The organism is Marinobacter similis (genome assembly GCF_000830985.1).
GTDB classification, from domain to species: Bacteria; Pseudomonadota; Gammaproteobacteria; order Pseudomonadales; family Oleiphilaceae; genus Marinobacter; species Marinobacter similis.
Genome location: NZ_CP007151.1, coordinates 2,179,066 through 2,193,330, shown reverse-complemented (window position 1 = coordinate 2,193,330; position 14,265 = coordinate 2,179,066). Strand labels below are relative to the sequence as shown.

Below are 14,265 nucleotides of genomic sequence, written 5' to 3'. Positions count from 1 at the left end.
GGTTACGCCATTTCAAGCGTCTGAGTAAATGTCTTTGTATTCATCCCGTAGCTGCTTCTTCTGGACTTTGCCCATGGTATTGCGGGGCAACGCATCTACGAAGAAAACCCGTTTGGGTTGCTTGTATTTCGCCAGGTGGCCAGATAAGGACTTGATAACGTCCGCCTCACTGAGTTTTTGCCCTGGCAACAACACCACGACCGCCGTCACGCCCTCCCCGAAGTCGGGGTGCGGAACACCAATGACTGCCGACTCAGACACCTCCGGCAGTGCATCGATAATTTGCTCAACTTCTTTCGGATAAACGTTGAAGCCACCGGATATAACCAGGTCCTTATCACGACCAACAATCTGGACGTATCCGCGCTCGTCAATCAGTGCCAAATCCCCGGTGACAAAGAACCCGTCCTCCAGCAACTCGGCTTTGGTTTTCTCCGGCATGCGCCAATAGCCCTTGAACACATTAGGACCACGCACTTCGAGCATGCCAATCTCGCCTTGGGGCAATGGCGCGTGGGTATCTTTCTCCGGATCGGTAATACGGATCTCTACACCCGGCAACGGCATACCGACGGTGCCGGCAATCCGGTCTCCATCGTAGGGGTTGGAAGTGTTCATGTTGGTTTCGGTCATGCCATACCGCTCAAGGATCGCGTGCCCGGTGCGTTGTTCAAACTGTTGATGAGTCTCCGCCGTCAACGGTGCTGAACCAGAGGTGAACAGGCGCATATTGGCGGTCAGCTCGGGGGTCAGGCGGTCATCCTGTAACAGGCGCGTGTAGAATGTCGGCACCCCCATCAGAGACGTTCCTTCGGCCATGGCAGCGATAATGGTGTCGACATCAAACTTGGACATGAAGTACAGACTGGCACCGGCCGTCAGGATCACGTTGCAAGCCACGAACAGGCCATGGGTGTGAAAAATTGGCAGTGCATGAATCAGCCGATCTTTCTCTGTGAACCGCCAGGCCTCGGCCAGACTCTTACTGTTTGACCTCAGGTTTTTGTGGGTCAGCATGGCACCTTTACTGCGCCCGGTGGTGCCTGAGGTGTATAGAATGGCCGCCAGATCATCCTCATCGCGAGGTTCAATGCCGGTGAACGCCTGGGCCTTGGCAACCGCATCCATTAAGGAGCCATCGTCCTTGGTACCCAGAGTTTCCACTTGAGGGCACTGGGTTTTGGCTGCAATTGCTTTAGCCGACTCCAGGGAGGCAGGCATGCACACGAATAACGCAGGCTCCGCGTCACCCAGGAAATAGCCAATTTCATCCGCTGTGTAACCGGTGTTCAATGGCAAATAGACACCGCCGACGCGCAAAGTCGCCAGGTACAACAGAATGGCCTCCGGGCTCTTATCAACCTGCACCGCCACCCGGTCTCCGGGATTAACCCCAAGGCCCTTCAAGGCACCGGCAATGCGCTCGGTCTTGGCCAGGGCATCGGCATAGGAATACTCTGCACCCTCGGGCGTGGTAATGAAGTTGGCCGTTCCACGGTCCTGCATTTTCGCGGCAAAGGTCTCGAACAGGTTATGGTTCATTTCTCTAGCTCTCCTTGAAACAGTTTTCTACCAGCTTGCTCAGTTCACGGACGCTTGGGGAACAGACGATTTCGCCGTTTGCGGTGTACTTTTCATTGTTGCGTTCAATGTTCTCAAGCACATACAGATAGTTAACCATTAGGCCTGCAGACTGCTTCATACCATTGGTGGAGACATCCCCGAGCCAGTTGATGCGGTGTAGTTCCGCGCCATTACCCAAGTGGAAGCGGGCAACAGGATTCATCGGCTGATTATCACCGTTCTTCTCTTTCAGCAGGTACCGGGCCGCCAGGGGTCGAATTACTTCGTTCAGGCGATTGGCCAGTTCTTCATTGCTGGCCCACTCCGGATTGTCCAGGTGTGCCAGTATCGACTGTGCCTCCGACGTTAACAGGCCCGAATCCGGGTGGTAGGTTTTCTCCAGCCAGCTCCTGAACATGGGCAGTGGTGACAGTGTCACGAAATTCTTAAGGTTCGGCAGTTCATACTTCAGCTCCTGCACCACTTGCTTGATCAGGAAGTTGCCGAAAGAGATACCCCGGAGCCCGACCTGACAGTTGCTAATGCCAAAGAAGGCAGCCGAGTCGGCCAACTGGGGAGCGTCAATGTCGTAATGGTCATCCGCCAGGATGGGCTGGATTCGGTCCGGAATGCCCTTGGTCAGCGCCACCTCTACAAAGATCAGCGGTTCATCGCCGATCGCAGGGTGGAAGAAACCGAAGCAACGCCGGTCCCGGTTATCCAGACGGCGGCGCAGATCATCCACCCCTGGATCTTGTGCACGGCCTCGTAGCGAATAATTTTCTCGAGAATGGAAGCTGGCGTGGTCCAGTCGATCCGCTTCAGGACCAGAAAGCCGCGGTTGAACCAGGACGCAAAGAGATGGACAAAGTCGGCATTGATAGACTCAAAGTCTTTATGCTCCTTCATCAGCGCCAGGAAATCCTGACGCATCCTCACCAGCTCATAAGTTGCACCCTGAGCCAGGTTGAGTCGACGCAGCAATTCCTGCCGAAGTGGCTCCGTGACCTCGAACAGGTCGGCCAGATGTTTGTTGGACCTATCGCTTTTGTAGACGCGGTACGCTTGATCGATCTTGTCTGGATCGGCCGAAAAGTTCTTGGCCAAGGCATCAAAAAAGGCTCGCTTGTCGTCATCGCCAAGGGACTGGTAGATATCCAGTGCCCGACTGGCGAGCACGATACTGGCCGCCTCGCCATCACTGTGCAGCAGCTCATGGCAAGCCGCCTCCAGATCCTTGTGATCGTAACTGGCTTTCTTATTCCTGGTGCCAAATTTACGCTGTAGGGCATCACGCTGGGTGATGCTGCTGAACAGCTCTTGCAAGAAGCTCATATTCATAGCATTAACCTTAGAGTTGATCTCAGGTGCCTGCACCCATGATGAGGTTCGGCAGCCACAAGGCGATCTCAGGGAATACGCACAGCAGCACAATGCCTAGAATCATGCACAGAGCGTACGGCAAGCTGCCAAGGAGGATGTCCCGGAGTGCTATGTCGGGCGCGATGCCCTTGATGATGAACAGGTTGAGGCCAACCGGCGGCGTGATCAGTCCGATTTCCAGGTTGATGGTCAGGATCACTGCGAACCAGTAGGGGTCGAAGTTCGCAGCAAGAATGATCGGCAACAGGATCGGTGCGGCCATCACGATGACGGCAACTGGTGGCAGGAAGAAACCGGCAACCAGCAGGAAGAGGTTGATGACACCCATCAGGACCCACCGATTTACCTCCAGATCGGCAATGGCTCCGGCCAGGGTCTGGGTAATGAACAGAGACGACAGGGCAAAGGCAAATATTTCAGCGGTCGCAATGATCAGCATGATCATTACGCTTTCACGCAGTGCATCTCGCATGATGTTGGAGATGGGTTTAACCTGCCACATGCGATAGACGATGATGCCAACGCCAGACACAGGAAAGCACCAACACCCGCCGCTTCAGACGGCGTTGCAACGCCGCCATAAAGAGCGAACAGAATACCAAGCACCACCATCAGGAACGGAAGCACCCGTACCAGGGCCTTCATGTTACCTTCAACGTTTTCCTTGATTTGGGCTGCCGCCGCCGCTACCGGATTCGGGCTGTTGTAGCCGCCGGACAACTTACAGGCAATCAGGGTCCAGACCATGAACAGACCTGCCAGCATCAGCCCCGGCATTGCACCGGCAATAAACAGACGGCCGATAGAGGTCTCCGTAGAAATGCCGTATACGATCATGGTGACCGAGGGCGGGATCAGGATGCCGAGGGTACCACCAGCGGCAATACAACCCGCCGCAACCCCATCCGGGTAACCGCGCTTGCGCATCTCGGGAATACCGAGTTTACCGATCGCCGCACTGGTTGCGGGCGATGACCCCGACAAGGCCGCAAAAATTGAGCAAGCCGCAATGTTGGAGATTGCCAAACCGCCTGGCAGCCTGCCCATCCAGATGTCGAGTGAACGATAGAGATCCCTTCCGGTGGGCGACGAGGCCACCGCAGCACCCATCAGAATGAACATGGGAATGGCGACAAAGCCGAAGGAGGCAACGTGCCCGAAGAAGGTTTCGCCAAAATACACCAGCTCACCCATTCCCTGATCGAGGACCAGCGCCCCCAGGGCGACGGCGCCAAGTGCAAAGGCGATGGGGGTACCGATGGCCATCAGTACCAGCAAGGCAATAACAACGAGAATACCGCTAGTGACAGGATCCATAATTACGCCTCTCCCCGCAGAATTTCAGCAACGTATTGAAGCGACAGTAACGACGCACCAACGGCCACGGGCAGAAGTGCGGGCCACAGAGGTGGATTCCAGACGGTCCCGGTGGTCCACTCAAAAGCGTAAGCTTCGTAGAAGTAGTACCAGCAGCCGTAAGCCAGAGCCAAACAGAACACCAGACCTACCAGCGAAGCAGTCAGCTGCATGAGATGCTTAGGCAGACCACGCATGGCATCGGGCAGCACGGTGACTGCCACGTGACCACCGGTCTTGAGCACATAAGGCGTACCCAGCAGCATCGCTGCGCTGATCGCAAAGGTTGTGAATTCGGTTTGCCAGACTGTGCTTTCACCCATGGCGTAACGAACGAACACCATGTGAACGACGGCCAGCACACCCAGCGCAAGCAGCGCAGCGGCGAGAATGGCAGCGGCAACCGATACGGCATCCATGCAACGGATGTATCCACCGAAGATGCCTCGCTCAGAGGCTCGTCTTGAACTGGAAGATTGGGACATAACTCAAACCCGAAAAATGGTTGGCTCGCCACCCCGGCAGGAAGCCTTGGGGATGGCGAGACTGATTCAGCAGATCAGGAACAAAGGGATTACTCGACGGCCAGCGCAGCGTCGATCAGAGCCTGTCCGTTCGGCACGTTCTCTGCGAAGGTCTTGTAGGAGCTCTTCTTGGCGATATCCAACCAGGCCTGGTAGTTTTCAGGTGTCATATTGACCACTTCAACGCCGTTCTCCGCGAAAACGTCAGCCATTTTTTGGTCAAGACCAGCGGCTTCTTTGGCGAAATACTCTTCGGCCTTTTGACCCGCTGCTGTGAGTGCTGCCTGTTGCTCAGCGTCCAGGCTGTTCCAGCTGCGTTCGGATATCAGTACTGGCTCGTACATAAACCAAAGAGCATTTTCGCCCGGAGCGGTCAGACAGGTGACTTGCTCGTAGATACGGTAGGACACGAAGGAACCTGAGGAGGTGTTAGCACCATCAAGAACGCCGGTTTGCATGGCGGTGTAGATTTCGGATGAAGGCATGGAGGCGATGGAGGCACCAGCGGTAGCCAGCATCTCGTCAAAGGCCGGGCCGGCGGCACGCAGTGTTTGCCCCTGAACAGTGTCCGGTGAAGTAATGCACTGCTTGTTAGAGGCGAAGCCGCCAGCCAGCCAAGCATCGGCAAGCACTCGGGCGCCGGCGTCGTTAATCACCTTCTTGATCATGTCCATGAATTCGGAGTCATTCAGGCGTTGGGCGCGCTCGTGGCTACGAACCAGACCCGGCATCAGGGTTGCGGAAAACTCGGGGTGACGGCCACTGGCGTAATCCAGTGGCAGGGAGATCATGTCTACCCGGCCACGTACCAGAGCGCCCCACTGCTCTTTGGCCTTAAACAGGGACTGACCCGGATAAATCTGAAGTTCGAGGCCGACATCCGCCGCTTTCACTTCGCGCGCCATCAATTGAACCATTTCATCCCGCACATCACCCTTTCCTCCTGGAAATTGGTGCGACACACGAAGGGTTGTGTCGGCTGCGGCAATGCTGGGCAGAAACACAGACAGAGTGGCCGCTGCGGCCAGTTTTGCGAAGGGCATCTTCATCATTTTGTCTCCAGAATTGTTTTTGTAATATCTATCAGAGCACTCTGATGTATACATCAATAGCCCTGTTGTATATTCTTGTCAATAGAGATTGACTAAAGTATGAACAATTCCATTTTCAAGCCGGGCCGAGAGATCACTATGAAACGCTCGAATACACAAAAACTAAAAGACGCTCTGGAAGAGGACATCATTAACGGTCAGCTGCTGCCTGGAGCCAAGCTTGATCATGACGCTCTGGCCGCCAAGTACGGCGTGTCCCGCACTCCCATACGGGAAGCCATTCAACAGTTGGTGGTCAGCGGCCTGGTAACCGTCAAGGCAAAAAAAGGCACGTTCGTCGCAAAGGTCGGTTTCGACCAGCTGATCGAAATGTTCGAGGTCATGGCGGAACTGGAAGGTATGTGCGGCCGACTCGCGGCAAGAAGGATACAGCCGGCAGAACTGGAAGCCCTGCGTGAGGCGCTACACCGCTGCGAAGATCCCGACGTGATGTCGGATCCGGATGATTACTATTACGAAAACGAGGAATTCCATAACTGCATTTACACGGCCAGCCACAACAACTTTCTGGCAACTGAAGCACGGCAGCTGAAGCAACGCCTGAAGCCATACCGGCGCCTGCAATTACAAACACGGAATCGGGTTTCCACCTCGGTGAACGAGCACCGCAGGATTTTCGAGGCCATCGAAAAAGGACAAGGGTACGAAGCCGAGCAGCAACTTAAGGAGCATGTCCTGATCCAGGGCACCCGGTTCAGCGACTTTGTGTCCCAGGTAAAAACCTTTGGTAATTCCTCCCAGGAAACGCCCTAGGAGGTGTCTGAATCCGCCAACTGAATTGATTGACACTATTTAAAGTATGATCTGGCTGTAAGCCCGGAACAAGTTACTGAGCCGGTTCAGCCCCAGTCGCCCGTCTCTCAGAACCCGGGTTTGAACGACTCCGCATCAGCCTCGTCGCCCTCCTCCTCGATCTCCTCCAGAGTCAACTCATCAATGGACAGTGATGGTTTGTCCTCGGCAGTTTTTTCCTCGACAGCAGGAGCACTATCCCCTTGAGCCAGCTTGATCCGCAACCGCAGGTTGTTCGGAGAGTCCGCGTTGGCGATCGCGTCCTCGAGCGTAACGCGTCCGCTCTCATAGAGCTTGAACAAAGCGGCATCGAAGGTCTGCATCCCCAGGTTTTCCGACTTCTCCATTATTTCCTTTATTTCTGGCAGCCGGTTCTTGAGGATCAATTCCTGGATCGTTTTAGTTCCCAGGAGCACCTCAACGGCAGCGCAACGCTTGCCATCGGCGGTTGGCACCAGTCGCTGGGAAACGAAGCCGCGGATGTTTTGCGCCAGGCTCATCAGCAATGCCGGCCGCTTTTCATCCGGGAACAAGTTGATAATGCGCTCGAGCGCCTGGTTGGCGTTATTGGCATGAAGCGTGGAAATGGCCAGGTGACCGGTTTCAGCAAATTCCAGCGCATGCTCCATGGTTTCTCGATCCCGGATCTCACCGATCAAAATAACGTCTGGAGCTTGCCGGAGGGTGTTCTTCAAGGCGTTCTTGAAGCTTCGGGTATCTACCCCCACCTCACGCTGGTTAATAATGGACTTCTTGTGCTTGTGAACGAATTCAACCGGGTCCTCAATGGTAATGATATGACCGCCGACATTGCTGTTGCGATAGTCGATCAGGGCCGCCAAAGAGGTTGATTTACCTGAACCCGTGCCGCCAACAAACAACACCAGCCCACGCTTGTTCATGACCAGCTCTTTCAGAACAGGGGGTAATCCCAAATCGTCGAATTTTGGTATGTCGGTGTTGATGTTGCGGGCAACGATGGCGACTTCATTGCGCTGTTTGAAGATGTTGACCCGGAAACGGCCGATGCCTGGCAAAGACATTGCCAGGTTCATCTCTAAATCATTATTGAAGATTGCACGCTGCTCATCATCCATGATGCCATTGGCAATGGCCTCTACCTCTCCTGATTTGAGCACCTCCCGGGATAGCGGCTTCAACGTACCCTGGAACTTCGCACAGGGCGGAGCCCCAGTGCTCAAGTACAAATCGGAACCATCATTCTTTGCCAGTACATTCAGATACTTATTGATCACAGCGGTCACTGGTCACACTCCTTGCTTGGATACATCTGGAGGTCTTCCCCTTTCCTTTTCGTCTGGAGATTCAGTATATCCAAGTAACGTCAGGCTGCCACCGCAAGCAGCCTTCACTAACGGAGAATCACCAGCGGCTTCTCGGCCGTTTTCAGCATCGTAGTAGTGGTGCTGCCCACCAGGAACTGACGTATGCGGGAATGGCCGTAGGCGCCCATAACCAGCAGATCAATGTCGTGTTCTTCCTGATAGGCGTGCAGCGTGGGCTCGACGTCACCGGCGCGGATCGCCAGGGTGATTTCGGATTCCAGGCCTGCCAACATCTTCTCGGCCTTCTTCAGCTGTTCCCAGCGGTCGTTGGTGTCGGCACCAACCATCACCAGGTGCAACGGCATGCCTTTCAAGACCGGACTACCCGCCAGCAACTCCACCCCTTTGAACGCGGTGTCGCTGCCGTCGAAGGCCAGCATGGCGCTTTCAGGCGCAGTGAATTCATCCGGCACCAGCAGAATGGGCCGGTGCATGCTGCGAATCACCGTCTCAAGTTGGCTGCCGATGTGGATGTCGCGATCGGAACTGCTCTCACCGTGCAGGCCCATCACCAGCAGCCGAGTCTGGTTTTCCAGCGACAGCAGCGATTCGGTCAGATCACCGTGGCGCTGGCGCTTGGCCACCTCGGCCACACCGGCATCTTTCAAACGGCGCTCGGCCTCGTCCAGCATATGATGGCCATGCTCGAGTGCCAGTTTCGAACGCTTGCGGTCCAGTTCGGCCAACTCGTCCAGCAACTGCTCACGACTGCCCAGGCCAATGCTGCCCGCCAGGTCCGGCTCCGCCGGATAGCGCTCTTCATCCAGAACGTGAAGCAACGTCACCGGATTCTGCATGTGCTTACTTGCCCAGGCGGCGTAATCGCACACCGCCGGTGCAGCGCGGGAACCATCGATACAGGCCACTACTCGTAACATCTCAACCTCACCTTGCTGATCGTTGTGGTTGTTATTCTGACTGCGATCGTTAACGGATTCCGTGGTCTCGCTCAAATCAGTGCCCCATCAGCTGATCAACCGAATCCGGCTTATCGTGCACGCCAAAACGGTCAACAATAGTGGCACTGGCTTCGTTCATGCCAATCACTTCGACATCGGCACCCTCACGGCGGAATTTAATCACGGCCTTATCAAGCGCGCCAACGGCGGTGATGTCCCAGAAGTGAGCCCGGCTCAGATCAATCACCACATTATCGACTGCTTCCTTGAAATCAAAGGCCTGGATCAGTTTTTCTGAGGAACTGAAGAACACCTGGCCAACCACGGTGTAGGTGCGGGTATCGGTTTTCTCATCCAGGGACGAGTCCACCATCATGTAGTGACCAATCTTATTGGCGAAGAACAGCGCCGCCAAAAGCACGCCGGCCAGCACGCCGAACGCCAGGTTGTGCGTGGCAACCACCACGGTAACGGTGACCAGCATCACGATGTTGGTGGACAGCGGGTGCTCCTTGAGATTCTTGATCGACTCCCATGAGAAGGTACCGATCGACACCATGATCATTACCGCTACCAGTGCGGCCATCGGGATCTGCACCAGCACGCTGTCGAGCACCAGTACCATGATCAGCAGGAAAACACCGGCGGCGAGGGTCGACAGCCGGGTACGGCCACCAGACTTCACGTTGATGATGGATTGGCCGATCATGGCACAACCGGCCATGCCGCCAATCAGGCCGGAGCCGATGTTGGCAATGCCCTGGCCTTTGCACTCGCGGTTACGGTCGCTCTCGGTGTCAGTGAGATCGTCGACAATGGTCGCGGTCATCATGGATTCCAACAGACCCACTACAGCCAGCGGCAGTGAGTACGGCAGGATAATCATCAGAGTTTCCAGATTCAGCGGCACATCTGGCCACAGGAAAATCGGCAGGGTGTCAGGCAGATCGCCCATGTCACCCACGGTCCGGATATCCAGACCCAGCACAACGGCCACCGCCGTCAGCACCACAATACACACCAGCGGTGACGGCAGAATCTTGCCAACAACCGGCAGCAGCGGGAACAAATAGATGATGCCAAGACCAGCCGCCGTCATGGCGTATACGTGCCAGGTAACGTTGGTCAGTTCCGGTAACTGGGCCATGAAGATCAGGATGGCCAGGGCGTTCACGAACCCGGTCACTACCGAACGCGAGACAAACCGCATCAGGCTACCCAGTTTAAGGTAACCGGCCACCACCTGGATCACACCGGTGAGCAGGGTTGCCGCCAGCAGGTACTCGAGACCATGCTCTTTCACCAGCGTGACCATAAGCACCGCCATGGCCGCGGTTGCGGCCGAAATCATACCGGGCCGACCACCCACAAACGCGATGATGACCGCGATACAGAAGGACGCGTACAGCCCCACCTTCGGATCAACCCCAGCGATGATTGAGAAGGCGATGGCCTCCGGGATCAGGGCCAGCGCGACCACGACACCTGCGAGCAGGTCTCCGCGGATGTTGGATAACCATTGGTTTTTCAGGGTATTAACCATGTCGAGTTCCGTTATTGATAAATCAGGTACAAAGTCACCGGGCCGTCACCAGGGGTAATCGAAAACACATTCCCGATGATGAATACAGAGGGAACAGGAACGGATGTCAGGGTGGACTGGCTGTCACAGTAATCCGGCGAGCTTTGTTCAAAGGGGTTGCAAATAAAGGGCGCGAATCTTACCAGATCCGCGCTGTACAAGTAAGGTAAGGGTTACCCGCTGTACCTTTGCTCAACTATGCTCAAGGATGAAGAATCGAGTTCACGGGGGATCACCGCAAGACCGATTCACAGCCCGGGTTGGAGGAGGCTTTAGCGCTCATGGAAGATGTCGCGGCACAGTTTGTTTCATCCAACCAGACCATTATCAACCTGGCAGTAGCTTTATTGCTGGGCGCCATTGTAGGGCTGGAGCGCGGCTGGGGCGCTCGAGACCAGAAATCCGGCGAACGCATTGCCGGCATTCGCACCTTTGCGCTGATCGGTTTACTCGGGGGCTTATCCGCTGTGCTGTCGGAGGCCATTACGCCCTGGGCCTTTCCAGTTCTGCTGTTAAGCGTTGTCACCATGGGCATTGTCGGCTACAGCCAGCGCCTGGAGCATGTCCGCGATTTCAGCATCACCGGGCTGGTGGGCATGGTTCTGACCTTCTGCTTTGGCGCCATTGCCGTCGCCGTAGACCCGATCATGGCGACCGCTGCGGCAGTTATTACCGCGATCATCCTCGACAACAAAGAGGACATCCACAACTGGGTCACCAAACTCAAGGCCCACGAGCTTGATGCCGCGTTCAGGCTGCTGCTAATTTCTGTAGTGGTGCTGCCGCTGCTTCCCAACCAGGAAATGGGACCGGGCGGCGTGCTTAACCCCCGCGAAATCTGGTGGATGGTGGTGTTGATCGCCTCAATCTCGTTCGTGGGCTATTTTGCCATTCGCGTCGCCGGCACCCAGCGGGGCATCCTTTTTACCGGCCTGTTCGCAGGTTTAAGCTCTTCCACCGCGCTGACTCTGCACTATGCGCGGCAAAGCGCACAGACCCCGCAACTGACCCCGGAGTTCGCCACCGGCATTCTGATTGCCTGCGGCACCATGTTTCCCCGGATTCTGGGTTACGGCTTCATCATCAACCGAGATCTTTTGCCCAGCCTGTTCTGGCCGATTGTAACCATGACCGCCCTGCTCTATGGCCCCGCTTTCCTGATCTGGCGGCGCCATTCACAGCAACCGGAATCAAGCCAGTCGCCGCTGCACCAGAACCCGCTCGATCTGAAATCGGCATTGGTGTTTGGTCTTCTGCTGGTGGCGATTCTGTTGTTGGGTGAGTACCTGACCCAGTGGCTGGGCAACTCCGGAATTTACATGCTCGCGGCCAGCTCCGGAGTCGCCGATGTGGACGCCATCACCCTGTCGCTGAACCGAATGTCGACACAGACGCTGGATATGGACGTCGCCGTGATCGGCATTATCATTGCGGCTGCCAGCAATAACCTGACGAAATCCGGGCTGGCCTGGGCCCTGGGCAACCGGCAAACCGGCCTGCTGGTGGGCATCCCCATGGTCTTGTCGCTGATTGCCGGGTTGGCCGTTGCCTGGTTGCAGTAGTCAGCGGGCCCGACGAAATGTGAGGTTGTAGCGGCAGGCGCCCGTCAGCGGATGCTCGCCCGCCTTCAGCCGCAAAACACCGTGGTAACGAAGACGAGAAGGCCCTCCCCAGACCACCACGTCGCCATGGGCCAGAGGCACATTCACCGGCCGTTCGTTGCGTTTCAGGCCACCGAACTGGAACACTTGGGATAATCCAAGCGAGACCGACACAATTGGCTGCTCATAATCCAGCTCGTCTTTGTCCTGGTGCAGCCCCATTTTCGCACCGGGTTCGTACTGGTTGATCAGACAAGCGTCGGGCTCGAAGTTTGAAAAACCGGCGGCCTCGGCGGCGTCCTTGGCCACCTGGGCGAAGACTTCGGGCATGGCAGGCCAGGGCTGGCCTGAAAGAGGATCCGACGCCTGGTACCGATACCCGGTAGCATCGGTTACCCAGCCCTGTTTGCCACAACAACTCATGGCGGCCGACATGGTGTGGCCACCTGGCGTCTGCATCTTGCGCAGGGGCGCCACGTTGGTGACCTGCTGGATACCGCGCAGCAGCTCTTCAGCCCGTTCAGACACAAACCCTCTCAGCACCAATGCGCCGTCCGTAATCGTCTCGGTGCGAGGCTCTTCGGGCAGGTCGGCAAACAGATCTTGAGTCATTGCTGGCGTCTCACTTTCGCAGGTACACACATCATTGTGGGTTACTTCCAAAGCATGTTTCTAGGATGTTCTTTGCGGGCGCCGGATCGGATTTGCGGATTCCATGAAGGCCTGTTCATGAATCCGCCCAAGAAAACCCGTATATTCTATGGACTGTTCCATACCGAATTAAGGATTGTTAGATGCTGTTGGCCGTTTTATTAGGGGGATTAATTGGTTACGCCTTTGGCAAGTTTGCTGGCTTTCTGGTCGGTGCAGCCATCGGTGCTTTCGTGTTCAACCGACTCAAAAGCCGGTTGATCGGTAAGCTCCACTCCATTCAGTCCGGCTTCATCGAGTCAGTATTCGCCGTCATGGGAGCCCTGTGCAAGGCCGACGGCGTGGTCTCCCGGGATGAAATTCAGATGGCAGAGGCCATGTTCGCCCGTTTCCGCCTGAACGAAAGCCAGCGTGCCAAGGCCCGGGCCGCCTTCAATCGCGGCAAGGCTCCAGAATTCGATCTGGATGCGGAGCTCCAGCACTTCCTGCGCATGAGCGGTAGCCAGCCGGCCTTCCTGCAGATGTTCCTGCAAGTTCAGGTATCCGCGGTTGCCGCCGATGGCGTTATCCATCCGGACGAGCACGCCATGCTGGTGCGAATTGCCCGCGGTCTGGGCTTGCCGGAAAGCCAAGTGGATCAGCTGGAGGCCATGTTGCGAGGCGCTCACAGCGGGCAAGCCGGTGCCGGCGCTGGCCAGCGTTCCTCAAGCCAACAGATCGATGACGCTACAAGGTTCTGGGAGTTTCACCCTCAGCCAGCGACGACGAACTGAAGAAGGCGTACCGCAAACTGATGAGCGAGAACCACCCGGACAAACTTGCCGGCAAGGGCATGCCAGAAAGTATGCGGGAAATGGCGGAAGAGCGGACACGAGACATCAGCCACGCCTACGACGTGATCAAGGACGCCCGCAAGAAGCCAGCTAATCTGGCCGGGCGCGGGTTCGCCTAGAACCAGCGAGGCACCCGCGCTCGATAGTCGTCGTATTGGCTGCCGAAGTTACTGGCCAGGGCCTTTTCCTCTTCCCTGGCCTGCCGGGTAATGACCAGCACACCGGCGATCAGACAAACCAACGAGAAGACACTCGGGAGCGCCAGAAAGAAGCCCAGCTGTCCCGTCATTACGCTTATGAACAGCGGGTTTCGGGATCGGGCAAACGGTCCCCCGGTGAGCAGCTTGCGGCCCTCCTTTCGGGGATCGATACCGGAGCGCCAGTCTTCGTGCATATAGGCCTGCAGATAATTCACAGTGGTAAACGACACCAACAGCAGCAACATCCCCACCAACAGTACCGGCCACTGATACAGTGACGGAAAAACTCCCAGCCAGGCATCAATGTCAGCGAAAATCCGAACAACGCAGACACTGACAATCAAGGTTCGAAACACGTTGAAGATCTGCCGATGCCACCAGGGTGCCGTACCAGTTCCCATAGTTGATGTGGGAAAACTGCAT

Annotated in this window: 10 protein-coding genes and 3 pseudogenes; 3 read left to right on the top strand and 10 right to left on the bottom strand. The window is 56.2% G+C overall.

Going from position 1 to position 14,265, the window contains the following annotated elements; genetic code table 11:
- Positions 1–12: 12 nt before the first annotated feature.
- From AU14_RS10175 to AU14_RS10155, 5 genes and pseudogenes are all read right to left on the bottom strand, one after another.
- A complete protein-coding gene (locus tag AU14_RS10175) occupies positions 13–1,542 on the bottom strand; it encodes a malonate--CoA ligase (protein WP_041340652.1) in 1,530 nt (509 codons plus the stop codon).
- A 4-nt stretch (positions 1,543–1,546) separates the two neighbouring features.
- Positions 1,547–2,898 (bottom strand): annotated as a pseudogene (locus AU14_RS10170) (malonyl-CoA decarboxylase).
- Positions 2,899–2,926: 28 nt separating this feature from the next.
- A pseudogene (locus tag AU14_RS10165) lies at positions 2,927–4,263 on the bottom strand (TRAP transporter large permease).
- 2 nt (positions 4,264–4,265) lie between these two features.
- On the bottom strand, positions 4,266–4,787 hold the full coding sequence (locus AU14_RS10160) for a TRAP transporter small permease subunit (RefSeq protein WP_041340651.1): 522 nt from the start codon (positions 4,785–4,787) through the stop codon (positions 4,266–4,268).
- Between the two features lie 89 nt (positions 4,788–4,876).
- Complete coding sequence (locus AU14_RS10155) at positions 4,877–5,878, bottom strand: TRAP transporter substrate-binding protein (RefSeq protein WP_236743963.1); 1,002 nt, start codon at positions 5,876–5,878, stop codon at positions 4,877–4,879.
- Positions 5,879–6,016: 138 nt separating this feature from the next.
- Between AU14_RS10155 and AU14_RS10150 the strand changes: the two genes are divergently transcribed.
- On the top strand, positions 6,017–6,691 hold the full coding sequence (locus tag AU14_RS10150; RefSeq protein ID WP_041343853.1) for a GntR family transcriptional regulator: 675 nt from the start codon (positions 6,017–6,019) through the stop codon (positions 6,689–6,691).
- A 107-nt stretch (positions 6,692–6,798) separates the two neighbouring features.
- Here AU14_RS10150 and AU14_RS10145 read toward each other — a convergent pair whose 3' ends face one another.
- The 3 genes from AU14_RS10145 to AU14_RS10135 form a co-directional block, all read right to left on the bottom strand.
- Positions 6,799–7,995, bottom strand: coding sequence for a PilT/PilU family type 4a pilus ATPase (locus AU14_RS10145; RefSeq protein ID WP_041340648.1), 1,197 nt, complete (start codon positions 7,993–7,995; stop codon positions 6,799–6,801).
- A gap of 107 nt (positions 7,996–8,102) precedes the next feature.
- Positions 8,103–8,954, bottom strand: a complete 852-nt coding sequence (locus AU14_RS10140; RefSeq protein ID WP_236744610.1) for a universal stress protein — start codon at positions 8,952–8,954, stop codon at positions 8,103–8,105.
- 76 nt (positions 8,955–9,030) lie between these two features.
- On the bottom strand, positions 9,031–10,518 hold the full coding sequence (locus tag AU14_RS10135; protein ID WP_041340645.1) for a SulP family inorganic anion transporter: 1,488 nt from the start codon (positions 10,516–10,518) through the stop codon (positions 9,031–9,033).
- A 320-nt stretch (positions 10,519–10,838) separates the two neighbouring features.
- Between AU14_RS10135 and AU14_RS10130 the strand changes: the two genes are divergently transcribed.
- Complete coding sequence (locus tag AU14_RS10130; RefSeq protein WP_041340644.1) at positions 10,839–12,119, top strand: MgtC/SapB family protein; 1,281 nt, start codon at positions 10,839–10,841, stop codon at positions 12,117–12,119.
- Here AU14_RS10130 and alkB read toward each other — a convergent pair whose 3' ends face one another.
- Positions 12,120–12,770: a DNA oxidative demethylase AlkB gene (alkB, locus tag AU14_RS10125; protein ID WP_041340642.1), complete on the bottom strand. Its 651-nt coding sequence runs from the start codon at positions 12,768–12,770 to the stop codon at positions 12,120–12,122. It abuts the gene before it with no gap.
- Positions 12,771–12,952: 182 nt separating this feature from the next.
- Here alkB and djlA point away from each other — a divergent pair.
- Positions 12,953–13,761, top strand: a pseudogene (gene djlA, locus AU14_RS10120) (co-chaperone DjlA).
- Here djlA and AU14_RS10115 read toward each other — a convergent pair.
- Positions 13,758–14,198 (bottom strand): methyltransferase family protein, encoded by a 441-nt coding sequence (locus AU14_RS10115; protein WP_236743961.1) that lies wholly within the window; start codon positions 14,196–14,198, stop codon positions 13,758–13,760. The pseudogene djlA and the gene AU14_RS10115 overlap by 4 nt on opposite strands.
- Between the last annotated feature and the right edge of the window lie 67 nt (positions 14,199–14,265).

Bases quoted from the DNA above. Each gene is read 5' to 3' on its own strand.
- AU14_RS10175 (WP_041340652.1), bottom strand. From the start codon at position 1,542: ATGAACCATAACCTGTTCGAGACCTTTGCCGCGAAAATGCAGGACCGT.
- AU14_RS10160 (WP_041340651.1), bottom strand. From the start codon at position 4,787: ATGTCCCAATCTTCCAGTTCAAGACGAGCCTCTGAGCGAGGCATCTTC.
- AU14_RS10155 (WP_236743963.1), bottom strand. From the start codon at position 5,878: ATGATGAAGATGCCCTTCGCAAAACTGGCCGCAGCGGCCACTCTGTCT.
- AU14_RS10150 (WP_041343853.1), top strand. From the start codon at position 6,017: ATGAAACGCTCGAATACACAAAAACTAAAAGACGCTCTGGAAGAGGAC.
- AU14_RS10140 (WP_236744610.1), bottom strand. From the start codon at position 8,954: ATGTTACGAGTAGTGGCCTGTATCGATGGTTCCCGCGCTGCACCGGCG.
- AU14_RS10135 (WP_041340645.1), bottom strand. From the start codon at position 10,518: ATGGTTAATACCCTGAAAAACCAATGGTTATCCAACATCCGCGGAGAC.
- AU14_RS10130 (WP_041340644.1), top strand. From the start codon at position 10,839: ATGGAAGATGTCGCGGCACAGTTTGTTTCATCCAACCAGACCATTATC.
- alkB (WP_041340642.1), bottom strand. From the start codon at position 12,770: ATGACTCAAGATCTGTTTGCCGACCTGCCCGAAGAGCCTCGCACCGAG.